At 39.4% G+C, this 20883-nt stretch carries 16 protein-coding genes and 1 pseudogene; 11 read left to right on the top strand and 6 right to left on the bottom strand.

Annotation, left to right across the window (positions count from 1 at the left end; genetic code table 11):
* The first annotated feature begins 128 nt into the window (after positions 1–128).
* Together yedE and yedF are read left to right on the top strand one after the other, a co-directional pair.
* Positions 129–1340: a selenium metabolism membrane protein YedE/FdhT gene (gene yedE, locus PR833_RS06250; RefSeq protein ID WP_014656793.1), complete on the top strand. Its 1212-nt coding sequence runs from the start codon at positions 129–131 to the stop codon at positions 1338–1340.
* Positions 1337–1576, top strand: coding sequence for a sulfurtransferase-like selenium metabolism protein YedF (gene yedF, locus PR833_RS06245; RefSeq protein WP_004926886.1), 240 nt, complete (start codon positions 1337–1339; stop codon positions 1574–1576). Before yedE ends, yedF begins: the two co-directional genes overlap by 4 nt.
* Before the next feature lie 241 nt (positions 1577–1817).
* Here the strand turns inward: yedF and PR833_RS06240 are convergent, their stop codons facing one another.
* Both PR833_RS06240 and rdgC read right to left on the bottom strand, forming a co-directional pair.
* Complete coding sequence (locus PR833_RS06240) at positions 1818–2330, bottom strand: GNAT family N-acetyltransferase (RefSeq protein ID WP_004926889.1); 513 nt, start codon at positions 2328–2330, stop codon at positions 1818–1820.
* A gap of 227 nt (positions 2331–2557) precedes the next feature.
* Positions 2558–3463 (bottom strand): recombination-associated protein RdgC, encoded by a 906-nt coding sequence (gene rdgC / locus PR833_RS06235; protein ID WP_004926895.1) that lies wholly within the window; start codon positions 3461–3463, stop codon positions 2558–2560.
* Between the two features lie 196 nt (positions 3464–3659).
* Between rdgC and mak the strand changes: the two genes are divergently transcribed.
* The 8 genes and pseudogenes from mak to PR833_RS06195 all read left to right on the top strand — a co-directional run bounded on the left by mak (position 3660) and on the right by PR833_RS06195 (position 13278).
* Positions 3660–4565, top strand: a complete 906-nt coding sequence (gene mak / locus PR833_RS06230) for a fructokinase (RefSeq protein ID WP_014656791.1) — start codon at positions 3660–3662, stop codon at positions 4563–4565.
* A 220-nt stretch (positions 4566–4785) separates the two neighbouring features.
* On the top strand, positions 4786–6735 hold the full coding sequence (locus PR833_RS06225) for a bifunctional 2',3'-cyclic-nucleotide 2'-phosphodiesterase/3'-nucleotidase (protein WP_014656790.1): 1950 nt from the start codon (positions 4786–4788) through the stop codon (positions 6733–6735).
* Positions 6736–7671: 936 nt separating this feature from the next.
* Positions 7672–7947 carry a helix-turn-helix domain-containing protein gene (locus PR833_RS06220; RefSeq protein ID WP_004926910.1) on the top strand — a complete coding sequence of 92 codons (276 nt, stop codon included), beginning with the start codon at positions 7672–7674 and terminating at the stop codon, positions 7945–7947.
* Between the two features lie 111 nt (positions 7948–8058).
* Positions 8059–8571: a fimbrial protein gene (locus PR833_RS06215; protein WP_004926913.1), complete on the top strand. Its 513-nt coding sequence runs from the start codon at positions 8059–8061 to the stop codon at positions 8569–8571.
* 245 nt (positions 8572–8816) lie between these two features.
* Positions 8817–9098 (top strand): annotated as a pseudogene (locus PR833_RS06210) (fimbria/pilus periplasmic chaperone); the annotation flags it as partial.
* Between the two features lie 15 nt (positions 9099–9113).
* Positions 9114–9407 carry a fimbrial biogenesis chaperone gene (locus tag PR833_RS06205; RefSeq protein ID WP_272525986.1) on the top strand — a complete coding sequence of 98 codons (294 nt, stop codon included), beginning with the start codon at positions 9114–9116 and terminating at the stop codon, positions 9405–9407.
* 14 nt (positions 9408–9421) lie between these two features.
* Positions 9422–11890 (top strand): fimbria/pilus outer membrane usher protein, encoded by a 2469-nt coding sequence (locus tag PR833_RS06200; protein ID WP_014656788.1) that lies wholly within the window; start codon positions 9422–9424, stop codon positions 11888–11890.
* A 227-nt stretch (positions 11891–12117) separates the two neighbouring features.
* Complete coding sequence (locus PR833_RS06195; RefSeq protein ID WP_004926924.1) at positions 12118–13278, top strand: fimbrial protein; 1161 nt, start codon at positions 12118–12120, stop codon at positions 13276–13278.
* Between the two features lie 89 nt (positions 13279–13367).
* On the opposite strand, the gene PR833_RS06190 is transcribed toward PR833_RS06195, so the two are convergent.
* From PR833_RS06190 to sbcD, 4 genes are all read right to left on the bottom strand, one after another.
* A complete protein-coding gene (locus PR833_RS06190) occupies positions 13368–13670 on the bottom strand; it encodes a hypothetical protein (RefSeq protein ID WP_004926928.1) in 303 nt (100 codons plus the stop codon).
* A 464-nt stretch (positions 13671–14134) separates the two neighbouring features.
* The gene (locus PR833_RS06185; RefSeq protein WP_004926931.1) at positions 14135–14734 is read right to left on the bottom strand and encodes a nitroreductase family protein; all 600 of its coding nucleotides are present in this window, start codon (positions 14732–14734) and stop codon (positions 14135–14137) included.
* A gap of 275 nt (positions 14735–15009) precedes the next feature.
* Complete coding sequence (locus PR833_RS06180; protein ID WP_272525971.1) at positions 15010–18687, bottom strand: AAA family ATPase; 3678 nt, start codon at positions 18685–18687, stop codon at positions 15010–15012.
* Positions 18684–19901, bottom strand: a complete 1218-nt coding sequence (gene sbcD / locus PR833_RS06175; RefSeq protein ID WP_272525970.1) for an exonuclease subunit SbcD — start codon at positions 19899–19901, stop codon at positions 18684–18686. The genes PR833_RS06180 and sbcD overlap by 4 nt, the downstream gene beginning before the upstream one ends.
* Positions 19902–20184: 283 nt before the next feature.
* On the opposite strand from sbcD, the gene phoB reads away from it, so the two are divergent.
* A complete protein-coding gene (phoB, locus tag PR833_RS06170; RefSeq protein WP_014656785.1) occupies positions 20185–20874 on the top strand; it encodes a phosphate regulon transcriptional regulator PhoB in 690 nt (229 codons plus the stop codon).
* Positions 20875–20883 lie beyond the last annotated feature (9 nt).

Here is a 20883-nt window from a genome sequence, read left to right as displayed (position 1 = left end):
TATCCCTATCTGCTGTGGGGAATATGCCAATTTGCTTTCTTGCAACCATTGGGGGCTTGTGAAGCGGGCATGCTATACAACGGCGGGGTTCTCTGCCAGGTTCTGGCGCGAATGAATTGGACGTTAAAATGACTTGGTCTGAGTTTAAATCTCACTATCTCATCCGTTTTTGGAAACCTCTACCTGCGGTTATTGCGGCAGGGATCTTATCCACCTATTACTTTGGTTTAACAGGTACATTCTGGGCTGTTACTGGTGAATTCACCCGTTGGGGTGGGCATATCATGCAGTTATTCGGTGCTGAACCCGAAAACTGGGGATATTTTAAAGTCATTGGCTTAGAAGGTAGCCCCCTAGATAGAATTGATGGTGTGATGATCATCGGTATGTTTGCGGGGTGTTTTGCGGCTGCGTTATGGGCAAATAACGTAAAATTACGTATGCCACAACACAAGATACGTATTTTCCAAGCAATTATTGGCGGTATTATCGCTGGTTTTGGTGCGCGTTTAGCGATGGGGTGCAACTTAGCCGCATTTTTTACTGGGATCCCTCAGTTTTCTCTGCACGCATGGTATTTTGCTATCGCAACCGCAGTAGGCTCCTATTTCGGTGCTAAATTCACATTAATGCCGATGTTCAGGATCCCTGTTAAGCTCAAAAAAGTCTCTGCTGCTTCTCCATTAACACAACACCTAGATGTGGCAAAAAAACGCTTTAAATTAGGGATGACTATCTTTTTAGTCGCGATCGCGTGGGGCTTTTATACCTTATGGGATGCGCCCGTATTAGGTATCGCCATTCTATGCGGTATTGGGTTTGGTTTGCTTATTGAACGAGCACAAATTTGTTTCACCTCCGCTTTTCGTGACTTATGGATCACCGGAAGAACACATATGGCAAAAGCCATTATTATTGGTATGGCGGTGAGCGCAATTGGTATTTTTAGTTATGTACAATTAGGTGCAACGCCAAAAATTTTATGGGCTGGCCCGAATGCCATTATTGGCGGGTTATTGTTTGGGTTTGGTATTGTGCTTGCGGGGGGCTGTGAAACGGGCTGGATGTACCGTGCCGTAGAAGGGCAAGTCCATTATTGGTGGGTCGGTTTCGGTAATATTATCGGAGCAACCATCCTTGCTTACTATTGGGATGATTTAGGCCCTTGGTTAGCAACAGATTTCGATAAAGTGAATTTGCTAGAAACCTTTGGTCCACAAGGGGGATTAGCGGTGACTTATCTGTTGTTAGCTTTAGCATTTATCTTGATGTTGGTGTGGGAACGCTATTTTTTCCGTAAACGTCAATCACCAGTTTCAACATCAGCGGAGGTTGTATGAGTCATAAAGAAATCATTCCTGACTATCGATTAGATATGGTCGGGGAGCCTTGCCCTTATCCGGCCGTAGCGACATTGGAAGCGATGCCATCCTTAAAAAAAGGGGAAATATTAGAGGTGGTCAGTGATTGCCCACAATCAATTAATAATATCCCTTTGGATGCCAAAAATTATGGTTATACCGTGCTGGATATTCAGCAAGATGGACCAACTATACGTTATTTGATCCAGAAATAACGATACTTGCCATACTTTAAGTTGCAGCGCTGTTGGCGGCTTCCACAGACCCTAGTGACATACTTATGTATGCTTCTAGGGATCTGCTCGTTTGCCGCCTTGCTGCAACCTGAATGAGTTAGATGATCTGCTGAAGTGAGCTTCGAGGTTCCCGCCTCAGAGAGATATTGGCATTATAGGCTTATGAATTGCCATGTTAATCATTAAATAATAATAGGTGGCAATCCCCCTATTTGCTAAATCACGGTTCTTCTTGCCAGTTAGTTAAATCAAGAACAAGTTCACATTCATCATCTAAATAAGCCCCTGTAGGAATAAAACCAAGCTTTTTATAGAATTCAAACGGGCTTTCTTCTCCTTCGCCACAGCTATTATAAAGTCGTGGATAACCTTTCTTTTTTAAATAGCGGATCACTTGAAGAAGGGCTTCGCGACCAAAGCCTAATTTTTGATAAGGCTCTGCTATCATAAAGCGCCATAGCATAATTCCATCATATTCAAGCTCGTCATCATCTAGCCCCGAATGCAGCATAATAAAACCAACGGGAACATCGTCAGCATATATACCGCGATACCATGCACAATCGGAAAATTGAGCTTCAACAATAGAATAGGCATTATCCGCTACCATACCGCGTTGTGCTTCGCTGAGCGTATGGCTGAGTAGGCAAATTTCCGAAAAATTATCTGCCGTAATTTTTTGTAGCGTGACAACTGAATGTTCATCCACTTCGGGTTCGATGAGCTCTTTCATAACAATTCCTGCGATTGAAGTTGACCTTATTTTGATAGTTAACGTGATTCGTTTAGTTATTTTTATTTAACAAATAAACGTTGCGATAATTTTGTTATCAAGATGTAATTCAATTCACCAGAGATTGAGTAGGCAGTCAATGAATTAATAGTGGCAATGCTAGCGAGGTCTAAAAAGTGATGGCAACACGGTGGATCGTCTGCTGCCATCTGGGGATATGGCATCGATTAATGTTCAGCTTCACCGCCGAGAACATCAATAAGGCGTGCAATCAGGGCGCTCAGTTCCCCTGTCATAAGCACATAATCGGCATCAAAACGCTGAGCATAATCTTCTTTACCGATATCATCGTTTTGTTCTTTTAATGTATCACTGAATTTTAGTCTTTTCAGTGAACCATCATCAGACAGCATAAATTGGATCCGTTCTTCCCAGTCTAAAGCCAGTTTAGTCACTAATTTCCCAGCCTCAATATGGGTCGCAATTTCATCAGAAATCAGATCCTGCTTTTTACAACGAATGATGCCACCTTCCTCTAGAATGGCTTTTAACTCTGCTTCATCCATTACGGCAAAACCTTGAGGCAGAGAGCCTGAGCGGATCCATTCGGTTAACGTTAGCTCAATAGGATCTTTAAAAGTTAGCGGCACAACAGGCAGTGAACCGAGGCTTTTACGCAATAGTGCTAAATTATCCTCTGCACGTTTAGCGCTGGCGGCATCAACAATAATCAATTGATTGACGGTATCAATCCAAATGTAGGTTTTATTGTATTTGCTGAATGCTCTTGGTAATAAGGCATGGACAACCTCATCTTTAAGAGAATCTTTTTCTGTTTTTTTCAGTTTACGGCCTTGGTCTGCTTCAAGTTTTTCGATTTTTTCTTGTAGCTCCTGTTTGATGACAGGGGAAGGCAGCATTTTTTCTTCTTTTTTGGCACAGATCAGTATTTGGTTACCCGCGGCATGGGTCAAAGCATCAGAACCTTTCATGGGTGACACCCATCCCGTTTTCATCATGTCTTGACTACCACAAGGATGATAGGCCAGAGGGGCAAGCTGTCTTTCCAGATCGTCAGCACTGAGAGCCAGATCACGATTCAGACGATAGACCAATATATTCTTGAACCACATGAAAAACCTACCTTTGTTGATGGATTACCTGTTTTAGCCGGTGGCTATGATAACGAATTGTCGGTTATTAAGCGAAAAAAAATGCCTTCTTGGCGTATTTGTTGTGTTTATAGGCCTCAGTTTTGTCGCTAATCGCTTGAAATCGATAGGGTATACAGGCAATGATATAGAAAATAGCTAAGTAGTGGGTGTGATGATGAGAATTGGAATTGACCTTGGTGGTACAAAAATAGAAGTGATTGCATTAGATGATAATGGCGAAACTCTATTTAGAAAGCGCGTGGCGACGCCCAGAGGAGACTATAACGCAACGTTAAATGCGATTGCAGGTCTTGTTCATGATGCCGAAGTGGCCACGGCGAGAAAAGGAAGTGTGGGAGTTGGGATCCCCGGGACACTATCACCTGTGACAGGTAAAGTGAAAAATGCCAATTCCACATGGCTCAACGGTCAATTTTTTGATGTAGATTTAGCGCGAATACTTGAGCGGCCTGTAAAAGTCGCCAACGATGCTAACTGCCTTGCTGTTTCAGAAGCCGTTGATGGTGCAGGCAAAGGGGCAAAAGTGGTATTTGCAGTGATCATTGGTACGGGATGTGGTGCTGGTATTGCGATCAATGGTCAGGTTCATTCTGGTGGTAATGGGGTCGCGGGGGAATGGGGCCATAATCCATTGCCTTGGCAAGACAGCCAAGACGCATTGTTTCTTCAAGAAGAGCAATGCTATTGCGGGCTAACAGGGTGCACTGAACTATTCGTATCTGGAACAGGTTTTATGGCGGACTATCGTAAATTGTCTGGTGAAACCAAAATAGGTTCAGAAATCATCGAATTGATGAAGTCTGGGGATCCACATGCAATAGCCGCAATGACACATTACCAATCTCGGCTTGCTAGAGCATTAGCTCAAGTTATCAATATGCTCGATCCCGATGTCATTGTGCTCGGTGGTGGAATGAGTAATGTCGAAGGCTTATATCAAACATTACCTTCACTGGTGAAAAACTGGGTATTCGGTCGTGAATGTGATACGCCAATTCGGCAGGCCATTCATGGTGACTCAAGTGGGGTGCGTGGGGCTGCATGGCTTTGGCCTAAATAGTTATGTACCGTCAATAATTTTGTGACTTATATATGATTAAATAGTGCTTATTAAGATAAACAGTGACTTCGATGGACAAGAGAGGCACTGTTTATCAACGCTTATCGAAATATCAACGAATAGAACGCACACATTCACTATATGTAATGCTGTTTGTACTATTTTTACAGAGAATATAAGCAAGGGTTATTTTGCACAAATCAACGTAAGGGGAATTACGGTGAATACTATTTTTAAATTATCAGCATTAGCTTTATTCGTGGCATTCAATGCCAATGCCGCAACAGTTGATTTACGTGTTATGGAAACGTCTGACATACACAGCAACTTGATTGATTTCGATTATTTTAAGGATAAACCAACGGATCAATTTGGATTGGTGCGTACTGCAAGTTTAATTAAGGCGGCTAAAGGTGAAGTGACAAATGCCGTCTTAGTTGATAATGGTGATTTAATTCAAGGCAGTCCTTTAGCGGATTATATGGCAGCAAAAGGCCTTGAGGAAGGGGAGTCACATCCTGCTCATAGTCTAATGAATACAATGGGCTATACTGTAGGTAACTTTGGTAACCATGAATTTAATTTTGGTTTAGATTATCTGCAAAAGGCAATTGCAGGGGCAAAATTCCCTTATGTTAACGCCAATATCATCGATGCTAAAACGGGTAAAAACTATTTTACTCCTTATATTATTGTTGATACTCCCGTCAAAGATCGTGATGGAAAAACCCATAACTTAAAAATTGGTTATATTGGTTTTGTTCCCCCACAAATTATGATTTGGGATAAACCCAATCTTAGTGGCAAAGTGACGGTCAACGATATTACGGAAACCGCCAAAAAATTTGTGCCTCAAATGAAAAAAGAAGGTGCTGATTTAGTGGTGGCAATCCCTCACTCCGGTTTTTCACAAGAGCCTTATAAGGCAATGGCTGAAAACTCTGTTTATTATCTGAGTGAAGTACCGGGAATAGATGCGATTATGTTTGGTCACTCTCATGGGGTATTTCCAAGTAAAGATTTCGCCAATATTAAAGGTGTTGATATTACCAAAGGTACCGTTAACGGGATCCCAGCGGTGATGCCAGGCCAATGGGGGGATCACCTTGGTGTCGTCGACTTAGTCGTCAATAATGACGACGGCAGTTGGAAAGTTGTTGATGCGAATGCGCATGCTCGACCCGTTTATGATAAAGCCAACAAAAAAGCGCTGGTTGAGCGTGATGATGAATTAGCGAAGATCATTGATAAACCTCATAACGATACACGTCAGTTTGTTGGGAAATTGATCGGAAAAGCCTCCGATAATATGTACAGCTATTTGGCATTAGTTCAAAGCGATCCAACGGTACAGATAGTGAATGATGCGCAAGTTGATTATACGAAACATTATATTCAAGGTGACCCTGACCTTGCTGACTTGCCTGTATTGTCTGCAGCTGCTCCATTCAAAGTAGGTGGACGTAAAAATGCGCCTGACGAATTTGTTGAGGTTGAAAAAGGAGATCTAACCTTCCGCAATGCCGCTGATTTGTATTTATATCCAAATACACTAGTGGTTGTGAAAGCGACAGGTGCCGAAGTGGTCGAGTGGCTGGAGTGTTCAGCGGGTATGTTTAACCGTATTGATCCTCAATCAACATCACCGCAAAGCTTAATTAACTGGGATGGCTTTAGAACTTATAATTTTGACACTATCAGTGGGATAAATTATCAAATCGACCTCACTGAGCCTGCAAAATATGATGTAGATTGCCAGCTAGTCAATAAACAGGCGAATAGAATTAAGCATGTCACTTATCAAGGGAAACCAATAGACCCGAAAGCTACCTTCTTAGTTGCAACCAATAATTATCGAGCATACGGCGGTAAATTTGCCGGAACGGGCGATAATCATATTGCGTTTGCTTCCCCAGATGAAAACCGTGCCGTATTGGCCTCTTATATTGCGAAAGTTTCTAAAGAACACGGTGAGGTTACCAGTAGAGCTGATAATAATTGGTCATTCTTGCCAATTAAAACAGATAAGGCTCTCGATATTCGTTTTGAAACCTCTCAGAGTGATAAAGCTGCGAAATTCATTCAGCAGAATGCTCAATACCCATTAAAACAGGTAGGCACTGATGATATTGGTTTTGCTATTTACCAAATAGACTTAACTGAGAAATAAGCAGTATCGAATTTAGTACCATTATTAAAATTTGATCATTAAAAGCCTCGTTATTGTTAATTTCATTTTAATAATAATGGGGCTTTTTTTATTGAAGGTATAAAAATCACTACCTCGTTATTAAAGATAAAAGCTGAAAAACATCATTAATAGGCGGTGAAAATAGGAGATACAATTCTGATATATAACAAAAGGGTTAGTCTAATTGTGTTTGTGTTTCTATCTAAGAATGAAATAAACAATAAGAGAAATATTAATTTTTTTATATATTTTTAATGTTAATTAATTTTTTTTCATTACAAAAAGTTCTGTTCAATATATTCATTTTTTTAATATGAAATTTTTCTAAAAAAAGAAGATGAACTCATTTTTTATAATATCATTCAAAAAATGATTTTCTATAAAGGACGCTTTTTCAAGATGAAATCCAAAGATAATGTAATGTAAATATTAGTTATGTAATTAAATAGGTAACTTTACACAATTTTAAATTGTGAAAGGGGGCACTTTTTTATTTCTAGTTTCTATTATTGATGATTGATTTATGATTAAATTTTAATATAAATGAGTTACTCTAATTGCGAGTATTAATGATGATAATCTAAAAATGCAAATAGGTTGATATATATTAATACATAAAATTGATTTTTTTGGTGTTAATGTCGATTTTTCAACATTAAGTGGTTTTTTTATCTTCTTTAATTGCTTGTTGATTTCTAAATCAGATGTTAATTCTGGTTTGGGATATTTGATTAACATTATGTTTTTATTGGCGTTGTTTGACTTCCGATAATTCTAGTTTCTATTTTTATTTTCATAATATATTTTACTCTTTCGTGAGTGGTGTTATTTGTTTTTAAATTATGGATACGTAATATATTTGACAAGAACTAATCTGAATCAATGTGTGAATAATAAATTCAGAGGTACCCGCATATGGAAAATGAAAGATATAAATATTCATTGTCTGTTGGGCAAAGAATAAAGTCACTGAGATTGCAAAATGGTTGGAGTGGAGAAGCATTAGGTAAAATAACAGGAATAAGCCAACAGCAAATTTCTAGATTTGAACGTGGAGTTAATAGAATTGATGTCGAATCATTAGCAAAATTTGCTAATGCCTTTAATGTAGATATCGTCGTGTTATTGTCTGATTATGACAAAACTATTTACGATAAAAATATATTTGTCGCGAATACTTTAGTTATTTAGTTTTTGGAATGTTGTCTTAAATGGATTTAGCTCTTACTTAAATGTGTAGTCAGTTGTCCTTATTTTTAATAATAAAGGATTGGAATTGTTTTATCTTAACAAAGGTTAAATATGAAAAAATCACTTTTAGTTTTATTCATTGCATCGTCAATTTCGGCATCAGCATTAGCGGCAGATGGTACTATTACGTTCAACGGTGAAATCACTGCAACAACTTGTGATGTCACTACGGGTAATGGTGGTGACTTCACAGTCACTCTGCCAACAGTATCGACTACTGCATTGAGTTCTGCTGGTGCAACAGCAGGTAATACATCATTCACTATCGAACTGGCTAACTGTAGCGTTAGTGGTGTTGATGTAGCAGCAAACTTCGAAAGTTTGACAAGTGGTGATGCAGTAACTGGTAATCTTATCCCAACAACTGCACCTGCTAACGTACAGATCGGTTTAGCAGACCAAGCTGGTAACGCTGCGAAAGTAAACGGCGCGCCAGCAGGTAGCCAGCCAATCGTTAATGGTGCAGCTACATTGGCATACCAAGCATTCTATTATGCGAAAGATGTAGTAACCGCTCCAGGTGCTGTTACAGCACAAGTTAACTATACATTGACTTATCCATAATAAGTTAATTCTGCCGGGGGAATTCATTCCCCTGGCAGATCAATAAAAGACTAAATTATTACAACTTAGAGTAGGGTTAGGTCATTATGATAACTAGGCTATCTATCATAAATAAAATCGTTTTATTTATTTCATTATTCATTGTATCAACATCCATGTATGCCAGCGTTATTATTAATGGCACTCGTGTTATATATAATGAAAAATCTAAAAGTAAAACAGTACAGTAGGTTAATGATAATAAATGGCCAGCTTTGGTGCAAGTTTGGCTAGATAATGGAGATCCTAATGAGTTACCTGAAAATATTAAAACTCCATTTTCAATTACACCACCGATATTTAAAATGTCTGCTGGAGCAGGTCAAAATTTAAGGTTAACTTATCTTGGTGATTCTTTACCAAAAGATAAAGAGTCTATTTTTTATTTGAACGTGTTAGAAATTCCACCTGAGAATGAAGATACTGCTTCTCAAAATAAGAATACAATGCAAATTGCCATTCGAACAAGAGTGAAATTATTTTATCGACCAACAGACATTAAAATGCCTGCACAGGTTAATGAAAAACTTTCTTTCTCAATAAAGAAAACGGCAAAAGGAAATGAGTTGCTTGTTAAAAATAACTCGCCATGGTTTATTACTTTTCAGGATGTTACATTATCTGAAGGGAATAGAAAGTTAAGCTTAGAAGGGAATATGGTTGCGCCATTCTCTGATATTTATCTGAATAGAGGAAAAGGTGTAGCAATACCCAATGATTTTATTAATGCAAAAAAAGTTAGCTACTCAGTCATTAATGATTATGGTGGCTTAGATTCCTACGAGTCTAATTTATAATAAATGGTATTGCTATGAAAATAAAATTACTTTTTGTTCTTGTTTCTTTGTCTTTAGGGTATGGTAGATTTGCATTAGCGGTAGAAGAAAACCAAAATGAAAAGAAATACTCTTACAATGAGGGGTTCTTATTAGGTAATGCTAAAGATATATCAATAGATAAATTAACAGAAGACCAAATTACTCCAGGTAATTGGTATGTCGATTTATATTTAAATAATGAATTTCTTTATAATAAAGAGATTAGATTTTATGAAAATGAACAGGGACGTGTTGTTCCTTGTTTAACCAAAGAAGATGTTGATGGGTTTAACATAAAACCAGAATATTTAGGGCTAATAGAGTCTAATGGTGAATGTGAAGACTTAAAATCATTATCAAAAGATGTTCAAGTTAATTTAAAGCAAGATATATTACGATTAGATATTTTAATTCCTCAAGCAATGGTGGAGTATTCAGCACGCGGCTCTGTACCAATCAGTGCTCTTAATGAAGGGGTTCCTGCTTTTTTTATGAACTATAACCTTAATGGGTATAGTACTCGTAGTCATGGTAAGGACGAACATTCTGCTTACGGAAATATATCGGCTGGGCTTAATTTAGGCTTGTTTAGAATTCGCCATCAATCTAATTTGCAATACAATGAAGATGATAAATTTCATCATGAAAGCATCAGAACGTATGTTCAGAGAGCTATTCCACAAATAAAAAGTGAATTAACGGTTGGGCAATCTTTTACCGATGGAAGCCTATTTGATAGCTTTTCGTATACCGGTGCTGAATTAGCGACTGATAACCGAATGCGTCCACAATCAATGCAAGGGTTTGCGCCAACAGTTAGGGGGGTTGCAAATAGTAATGCTCGGGTAAGAATAATACAAAATGGTTTTGTAATATACGAAACGAATGTCTCTCCCGGTGAATTTACGATCAATGACCTTTATGCAACAGGTTATGGCGGTGATTTAACTGTTGAAGTGACTGAAGCAAATGGAAGTGTTTCCACGTTTGTCGTGCCATTCTCAACGGTACCAGGTTTATTAAGGCCGGGTCAGATTGATTATAGCATTGTGAGTGGTAAGTTACGGGGTGATCATACTTCTTCCGATATTTTTGCTCAATCAACAATAAAATATGGTTTAAGTAATATTCTAACGCCATTTGCAGGGGTGCAGTACTCCAATAAATACCAATCTGGGTTATTAGGTTTTGCGGTTAATACACAAGTCGGTGCATTTAGCTTTGATATGGCAAGCTCAAAAGCTGAATTAGACAATAAACGTACTTATAACGGTGCTCGTGCGCGAGTCACGTGGAATAAAGACATTAATGCCACTGGTACAAATATTGCGTTAGCTGGTTACCGTTATGAATCGCAGAACTATTTAAGCTTATATGAAGCAAGTTCTTATCGTGATAGTTATTTGTTTAATGGCGAAAGCATTAACCCAAGACGTTCCCAATATGTATTAACGGTTAACCAAAATTTAGCGGATTATGGTACTGTGTATGTCAGTGGTTCATTGCAAACTTGGCGTGATAATTTGCCAGATACTAAGCAATTGCAAGCTGGCTATATGAATAACTTTAAAGGTATTGGTTATAGCTTTACCTATATAAAAATGTATCGAAATGGCGATCAGGGTGGAGATAATAACTATATGTTTAACGTCTCTGTACCATTCTCACTTTGGTATCCAGAACAGAATACGTTATTAAGTAGCTCCATAACACGTTCTGATTCAGATCATCGTTGGTCAAATAATACGACAATTAGTAGCTCTTTCGGTGAAGATAATTCTATTTCTTGGAACGCGACAGCGAGTGATATTGGTAATTCAAACAGTAGCTTCTCTGGAAATATTCAGAAAGATTTCTCTTCGGCTTCTGTAAACGCGGGTTATTCACAAGGTAATAATTACAAGTCATTATCGGTGGGAGCAAGTGGTGCATTAGTGGCTTATCAAGGTGGCGTTATTCCGTCTCGCTATTTAAGTGATACTTTTGCGATTGTGGAAGCTAATGAAGCGGAAGGTGCATCAGTAGCCTCATGGAGTAATATTGTTATTAATGATAGCGGAAAAGCCGTTGTACCTTCATTAGTACCTTATCAATATAATACACTGTATCTTAATACAGAAAATATGGATACAGATGTTGAATTAGATAATAACTTAGCCAAGATAGCACCTTATGCAGGGTCTGCGGTATTAGTGAAATTTAATACACAAAAAGGTAACAACATTACTTATCGTATTATTTTACAAGATAAAAAAGCAGTGCCGTTTGGTGCCGATATTTATGATGAAAATAATAATAAGATTGGTTTAGTTGGGCAAGGTGGCTTAGTACATTTTAATTCTCAATCTGAACAAGGAACAGTTATTGTTAAATGGGGTGAAGGTAGTCATCAACGTTGTAAATTTGATTATAACATCTCAAGTAATAGTTCTATTTCTGAATCTGTTTGTTATTTTTATTAAGGTTGTATGTTGTTTAAGAAGAAATGATTTCTTAAAGTGCTACTGTGCCTTATTTAATTTACGGTTTTTAGGGTTAATAAGTTTCGATACTTTTCTAAAATATGAAAATTAGTATCTTTTAAAGATTAACTATTCAGTGTTGGGCTTATTAATCATTATGTTTTTTATTAATTTACCCATAAGTTTTTAAAGAAGACTTATTCGTTAACAAGTATTTTGGGGGCGTTATGTTTATATCTAAACGAGCCATAACATCAATTGGTTTTATGATTTTATTTTTCGCTGGAACAGCAAATTCCACTTGTATTATCCAAAATGGTGGGATACCTGGAACACAAGTGAGTATTGGCTCTAAGGTTGACGTCAGTATATATGGGTTACAATTTCAGCCTGCTGGAACAAGAATTGCTTTTGATTCTATAACGAGCACTCAAATGGCATCATTAATGGGCGCTCCGCCAGATCGTGTCGTTTTTAAATGTGATATCGCTGATGCATCCTCTATTTTTGAAATATACTATTTACCTAAAACTTATATTTTCGATAACGCCGCTCCCGCGTTTACGTATGACAATATAAAATATTGGGGAACGAATATTCAAGGAATGGCTTTTGAACTATTTCTAGGTATGAATAGAGATGCTTCATATCAATTTGATAATGTGGTGAATGCGAAGCCTATGGCATATGACATAGATCCTGATAACCCACAAAAAATTAATATTAAGCTGAAACATTTTTCGGGTCTTTCTATTGAACAGGTTCGCTCTCAGCAAAATGTCAGTGGTAACTCGTTAGGTACCGTTGGGGTCGTTAATAGAGGGGTTGTTGGGTTCAAAGGCCCTGGGATCAATAATACGATAAATAATAACTATGAACCCGCAGGCTACACTTTTTTTAAAATACGTCAGCGTCCAGTCGGGGGACGTCAGGTTACAACTTGTGGTTTGAAATCGTCGACATCAACCGTTTATTTAGGTAGCCATTCATCAAATGATATTCCATCAACTCCTACTCCTTTTTCTTTCACATTAGAATGTCAGAAAGGGGCTAAAATTAGTTATGGTTTTGCACCTGGTGAAGAAAATAGGGCTATGAATGAGGTTGACTATTTATTATTAGATCCTAATTTAGGCTCGACAGCAAAAGGGGTCGCGATAGAAATATTAAATTCATCGGGGCAGAGAAATAAACTACTTCGTTTAGGAGCAATTGATTCACCAATTCCTACAGCAAATAATTGGACTAGCGTTTCTGTGCCAACGACAGGCGCTGCAACACATGAGCTGCTATTAAACTTTACAGCACGCTATGTTCGTTATGGAACTGAGCCAATTAAACCAGGTAAAGCAAACAGTAAAATGACCATAACGTTAAATACTAATTAAATTTAACTATCAAATAAAAGCTTAGTTAATTTTAGTATCGTTGAAAGAGTTAGCAAGATTTCGCTAACTCTTTTAATAAATAAAGAGCATTAATCGTAGGTCACATTTAGAGTGGGTTTATTGTTGAATTGATTATATTCGACTTTTACAAAATCAGAACTGAGTTTTTTGGCATTTTTAAGTGAACTGGTTTTGGTGATATTTTTACCATTGCGGAAACATTCAAGATCAATTTGTTCGCTACTGGATACTTTAACTGCGCATTGTGGCTCATAGACATAGCCAATAAAAGTAATGGTTCCACCTCCGATTCGATTGGTTGCAGCATGGGTAAAAGTAAAACTGGAAATGAGTAAAGCAGTCACTGTTACAATTGAGGATAAACATTTCATTGCTTCTACCTCCTAGTTGAACTAGCGCTAGTTAAATAACACGAGTAGCGCGTTACAAAATTCTCACTGACTAGTTTAGTTCAAATACGAGTAAAAAATATGATTTATGCTAATAAAATATCGATTTTATTTAGTTTATTTTGTAACAGTATGAAATTTAAACTAATTTATTTAGTGTAATATTCTAAAAAGATAGCTAAAAATAGATAGATACCGACAATAAGTCGGTATCTAATAGAGATTATCAATATGAAATTTTATTAGATTGCTATTAATTGATTTTATATTCTAAAGGATTAGCGTTTGATAGCATGGGTTGTGGAATAACTAATTGATATTGCATATCAATAATAATCGGATCCCTTGGTGTTGGCTGGTATTGAAAAGTGATATATCACATTATTTGGCAGGTGATTTGCCCTTGTTTTAATCAACAAGGGCTTTTTATTCGAATTTTATTCTGATTATTTAAAGATTTTGAAACGAATTTCATCATCCATAAAGTCTTTATCACCCGCAGGAGCATTAATTGACCCAAATACCATTTGAGCACGTAGTACCCAATTATCAGGTGTTCCCCACTCTTTTTGTACCTGAGTATCAATGAGTGGATTATAGTGTTGCAGTGATGCCCCGACGTTTTCTTGCGCTAAGGCTGTCCATACCGCAAATTGTGCGATACCGCTGGCTTGTTCTGACCAGATTGGGAAATTGTCGGCATAAAGTGGGAATTGCTCTTGTAAGCCTTTCACGACCGCCATATCTTCGAAAAATAAGATAGAGCCAGCACCCGCAGCGAAGCTATCAATTTTTTGTTCAGTAGCTGCAAATGCCTGTTCTGGCACGATGGCGCGCAATGTTTCTTTGGTGATGTTCCACAGTTTTTTATGCTCTGCGCCAAATAAGATCACAACACGTGATGTTTGTGAGTTAAAAGAAGAAGGTGAATGTTTTACTGCTTCTTTAATTAATTTTGTAACATGCTCTTCAGAAACTGGTAATGCATCGCCGAGGTTATAAATAGTGCGACGATTTTTAATCATTTCAATAAATGCGTTTGACATGTGAGTCTCCTAGCTATTTGTTAAGTATTACTATAGCGCTGTGAAGGGAAAATCATAGAAAAAAAAATTAACGGTAAGGTTCAAATTTTTCGGCTGAGTCAATTTAATTGTTTTTTATTAAAATCAATTAAATACAAATTGTTATTTTTTATGATTGCATTGGGGAGCATCTATCAGCCCTTCATGATAGAAAATTGAAAGAAATTTTTGATTGATGTGGTAAGGCGCTTTTATCTAGGAATGCCTTGTTCCTATGATAAAGCGCCATTTATATTTTAACGGATACGATATCGGCTAGGTAATTCACTAAAGCCAAAACCGTTGGTCTTTTTCACGGGGATCTGTACAGAAATTCGCTCTTTCATCGCTTCAACATGGCTAATTACCCCAATCGTTTTTCCGGATGCATTCAGGCTTTCTAACGCATCTAAGGCAATATCTAATGTTTCAGGGTCGAGTGTGCCAAAGCCTTCGTCGAGAAATAAAGACTCGAGTTGAGTTTTGTTACTCACCATATCCGATAATGCGAGAGCAAGCGCTAGGCTGACTAAGAAACTTTCTCCGCCAGAGAGGGTTTTAATATCCCTGATAGTATCGGCCTGCCAGCCATCAATCACTTGTAATTCCAGATCCGCATTATGATTACGTTTTAGCAAATAGCGACCATGTAGCTTATCCAAGCGCAGATTAGCGAGAGAAATGAGGCAATCAAAGGTTAACCCTTGCGCGTAACGGCGGAATTTATCTCCTTCCGCTGAGCCAATCAGTTCGCAGAGATATCCCCAATCTTCATAGTGGGATTGGCTCTGCTCGATTTCTTGTAATAAGCCACGTTGTTGGTGACGTTGTTGTTTGTCTGCTTCGAGTTGGCTGAAGATCTGCCCCTGTTGTTTATTGAGATTTTTAATCTCCTCATCAAGCTGAGTAATTGCTTGCTGCCACTCCTCCAAGCTTACCTCAATATGATCATCGGGCTTTTGGGCCAAATGTTCTTGTCGTGCGCGCTCACCTTCTTTATAACGGGTTTGCGCTTGTAAACGTGACTGGAGTAATCGTTGTTGCAATTGTTCAAGTTGCAGCTTTTCATCCGGCGATAATAGTGCGGCTAAGAATGCTTGCTGTGTTGCAAATGGGCTAGTCGAAAGGGCATGCTCGAAGCGCTGCTGTGCTGTGGTTAACTGATATCGTGTCTTTTCTATCGTCGTGATGACCTCGTTAAGGCTGCCTTTTAGAGAAGCTAAGTGTTTTTCATGATGCGTGACCTGCTCATTAAGTTGTTGTTGCTGATGAGCCAGTTTGTTTTGCTGATCTTGCAATTGACCCATAAATTGTGAAATAGATTGCCCATCAAGTAATAGCTGCCGTGCCGCCTGTTTTTGTTCAACCTGTTGTTGTAACTGTTGCAATTGCTGTTGCGTATTTTCTAGCCGTTTACTTAAATGGGTTTGTTGAGCTAACTCAACTTGCAACGTCGCCTCAGCGACCGCTATTTTTTGGCTAATATCTTGCGCACTTTGTTTTTTCGCAGCATATAGCTGACCACGCTGCTCTAGTAACGTAAACCACTGTTCAAAACTTTTGCTTTCAGGCAACCTAAATTCAGCCAAAGCCCCGTGGAGCTGTTGCTGCTGCTGATTATGGCGCTGTTGGTGTACGACATGCTCTTTTTGTGTTTCATCAATAAGTTGGTGCTGATGCTTAATTCGTTCAGTAAGCAAGGCGAGCGAGGATTGTTGCTGTTTATTTAATGACTGCTGCTCATGTAATCGGTGTTTAAGTTGTTGATATTCACGTTCGAGGGCGGTGAACGCCTGTAATGACTGCTGTTTCTCTGATAACTGTTTTTGGATATCCGTGAGCAACTGCTCTACGGCAGCATGAGTCGTGGTCAGTTCAGGGGCGAGAGCCTTCTGGCACGCGGTCATCCATTGTGTTCGCAGCTGACGCTCTTGAGCTATAAGCTGCTGTTGTGCCTGTTGATTTTCTGCTTGGCGCTGCATTTCTCTTTGCAGTAGCGACTGTTGAGTGACTTGCGTTTGCTTAAGCTCTTCTAACTGTTTGGTTAATGCGATTAAGCGCTGTTCAGTTTGCGTTGGCTCTACAGATTGATATTGTTCAATTGCAGGGTGTTCGGTAGAGCCACAAAGTGGGCAAGGCTCACCCGCAATAAGTTGTTGGCGCTCCTTTTCTAAACTGACGATTTTCTGCTCTAAGCGTAACCGCACATTCAAATCTGTTAAATGAGGCTGAAGGTGCGTAATTTGTATTTCAGTTAGCTGGAGCTGCTTTTCAGCCTGAGAAATTGATTGGGTTAGCTCCTCTTGCTGGTGTTGTTTGATTTTTAATTGGTTTTGCTGCTCTTGCCATTGAGATAACAATAAAGGTAAAAGTTGGGCATGTTGTGATCTGGTGTGTAGCTGTTCTATTGATTGATTAAGTTGTTCAATATCTTGTTTTTCTTGCCACTCTAGATAGCGACTTTCAACGAGTTGATATGCCGCAGTATCCTGTTCAAGTTGGTGCTGCGTTTGGGCATTTTGCTCAATTTGCTGTTGTTGCTCGCTAACTAATGCTGACTGCTCTTGTTGCAGTAGTTGTTGTTTTTGCTCTAAGGCTTGTACTTTTTGACTCAATTCATCAATAAATTGACCTTGTTGCCGCCATAAACCTATTTGTTGGGTAATAGCCGCATCTTGGGGATGTTGCTGTAGGTAATGTTCAATTTGCTGTAACTCTTCACGGTCCAAATGAGCTTGATGTTGGGTTCGAGTAATTAAGCTGTGCTTCGATTGATATTCCGTGTGATATTGCTCTTTTTGTTCTGAAATTTCTTTAATCTGTTGGTGTAGATGAAGAGTCGCATTATCTAATGGGCGAACGTGGGTATCGATCAACACGGTTTGCTGCTGAACATAATTTTGGTGCTGGCTATGCTCATGTTGGACTTGAGCAAGTTGTGCTTGTAAAGGCGCAAGTTGTTGAGTGTTATTTTCACACTGTTGTGAAAGGCTCTGTTGCTTCTCTAATAATTCATTTAATGCCTGTTGTTGGCGTTCCACATCCTGCCATAAAGGACGCAAATTTTCGGCAGGCAGATTGTCTGAGAGTTTTTTAAACTGAGGCTCAGCGTCTTGATATGCCTTTTCAGCCTGCTGTTGATCAAGCTCTAACTGATGTAAGCGGGCAGTTAACTGTTGTTGGCGTTGCTGCCAATATAACGCTTGTTGGTTTCGCGTTCGTTTTTGATTAAGCTGCCTTTCTTGGTCTGCTAATACGGTTTGTTGTTCGATGAGGGCTTGATGTTCGCTTTCGGTGAGCAAATGAATGCTTTGCGCTCGAGCTTTTAAAATCTCTAAATCATTTTTGACCTGTTTGTGCTGGCGATAGATATAGCTGGATATTTGACTATAAATTTCCGTGCCGGTGATCTCTTCTAACAGATCGGCTCGCTCTTTTTCGCTCGCATTTAAAAAGGCGGCAAAATCCCCTTGTGAAAGCAAAATAGACTTTGTAAACCGTCCGAAATCTAGCCCTGTGATCTGAACAATTTGTTCTCGTATGTCACTGACTTTTTCCGCAATGATTTTGCCGTCACTGACAATCGCTAGCTCGGCTTTTGGCGGTTGTAATTTTCCTTCTGGCTTGTTGCTGGCTCGTCGTTGGCTCCAAAATGCGCGGTAAGCGATACCTTTGACCTCAAATTCCACTTCAGCCAAGCACTCGCCAGTATGGCGTGTCATAAGCTCATTCTGTTTAACGGATAGCGTACTTAAACGAGGTGTTTGGTGATAGAGTGCGAGACAAATAGCATCTAGTAAGGTGGTTTTACCCGCTCCAGTAGGGCCTGTGATCGCAAACAATCCTTGGCTAGCAAACGGCTCTTGGGTGAAGTCAATTTTCCATTCGCCTTTTAGAGAGTTAATATTTTTTAGGCGTAGACTTAAGATTTTCATGAATTTCCCTCTAACTCAGCACGCAAAGCGTCATAAGATTGCCTAAAGAGTACTAATAAGCGCTGCTCTTTTTCTTTATCATCTAGCGACTCTTCCGCTAAACGACGCAAAAATACCTCTTCGGCGGTAAGCTCATTTAAGGTTTCATTAGCGAGAGCTTGTTGGGGGTTTTGTGGTTTACGTGCACGGCGTAACAATACAACTTCAACGGGTAAGCCTTTGATAATACTTTTAATACGTTGTTGGATATCAGCAAGATAGTCCTGTGAAGCGACTTCGATATCTAACCAAACTGGGGGCGTATCTGGCTCGATAGAGAGTGCATGTAACTGCTTTTGAATGTCTGCAAGTGACCCTTTTAGTGTTTGCAAAGGTTGAAAAATTGGGATCGCAAGTTGGTGGATCTGCGACAGTTCGCGGCCATCAAACTCCACTAAGCAAACACTTTTTTGTTGGTTCGCTTCATCAAAGCTTAATGCAATCGGTGAACCAGAGTAACGAATATGTTGCTGTTGACCAATAACTTGCGGACGATGAATGTGCCCCAAGGCGATATAGTCAGCCGGAGGGAAAGCGGCAGAGGGAAATGCGTCTAAAGTACCAATATAGATATCACGCACAGACTCCGTCAATTCAGCCCCGACAACCGTTAAATGCCCCGTTGCGATAATTGGGATATCTAACCCCATAGTTTGCCGCTGCTGCTCGGCAAGCTGATAGCTAGCTTGGTAATAGTCACGAATGGCTGTTTGTAATGATAGCTGCTTCTCTTCACTGCTCTGTCCTGCAACACTTAATTGAATATCTCTAGGGCGTAGAAAAGGGATCGCACACAACAGTGCTCCGGGTTGCCCTTGTGCATTCTTTAATGTGATCACATGGGGCGTTGCTCCTGAAGTGACGACATCCGTATTCAAATAGGCAAGCAGTGAACTGGTTTCATTTAAGACGGAAACAGAGTCATGGTTACCACTTAGGATCACCAATTGGCAACCTGTTTGCTGTAGCGAGACGACAAATTGATTATAAAGCTCACGGGCATAACTTGGGGGGGAGCCGGTATCAAAAATATCTCCCGCAACAATCATGGCATCAACTTGATGAAGTTTGACCTGCTCAATAAGCCAAGTTAAAAACTGTTGATGTTCGGCTGCGCGGCTTTTAGTGAAAAAATACTGGCCAAGGTGCCAGTCAGAGGTATGGATAATACGCATGAAGGCCCCTTCCTACGGCTTTATATGTATACTATGCTCAGTATACCCTATCATGACCCTTTAAGGGGATCTCTGAACAAGCAGACAATTCAATGTGATAACGATAGGCGAAGCAGCAGGCGCGACAATGTAAAGTATGACGAGAATGTTTCACTTAAATGACAATTTACCGCTAATATAGAAAGGATTATTGTTATTTGATGACGGTATTCATAATTCTGTCATAAAAGTGACGCATAATGCTTTCACTTTTAATGATCTCTTCTTATTTACAGGATTAATCATGGCAAGACGCATTCTAGTGGTTGAAGATGAAGCGCCCATCCGAGAAATGGTTTGTTTTGTATTAGAGCAGAATGGTTTTCAGTCGATTGAAGCTGATGATTATGATTCCGCCATCGCGCAGTTAGTTGATCCATTACCCGACCTTGTTTTATTAGACTGGATGATCCCTGGTGGTTCAGGCATTCAAGTGATTAAACACATGAAACGTGACAGTGATACGCGCGATATTCCTGTGATGATGTTAACCGCAAGAGGGGAGGAGGAGGACCGCGTAAAAGGATTGGAAGTGGGGGCGGATGATTACCTAATAAAGCCGTTTTCACCCAAAGAGCTCGTCGCTCGTGTGAAAGCCATTCTACGCCGTATTTCCCCGATGGCAACAGAAGACATTATTGAAATGAACGGGTTAACACTAGACCCAACGTCTCATCGGGTCAGCAGTAATGACACTCCTATTGATATGGGGCCGACGGAGTATAAGCTGCTGCATTTCTTTATGACTCACCCTGAACGAGTATATAGCCGCGAGCAGTTACTCAATTATGTATGGGGAGCGAATGTGTATGTTGAAGATAGAACGGTTGACGTGCATATCCGCCGCCTCAGAAAAGCCTTGGAGGCTGAAGGGCATGATAAAATGGTTCAAACAGTGCGTGGTACTGGTTATCGCTTCTCAGTGCGTTACTGATCAATAACA

The organism is Providencia sp. PROV189 (assembly GCF_028480065.1).
In the GTDB taxonomy this organism is placed as follows: domain Bacteria; phylum Pseudomonadota; class Gammaproteobacteria; order Enterobacterales; family Enterobacteriaceae; genus Providencia; species Providencia stuartii.
The sequence above is the reverse complement of the archived record's forward strand: the minus strand, read 5'-3'. Positions and strand labels throughout refer to the sequence as shown.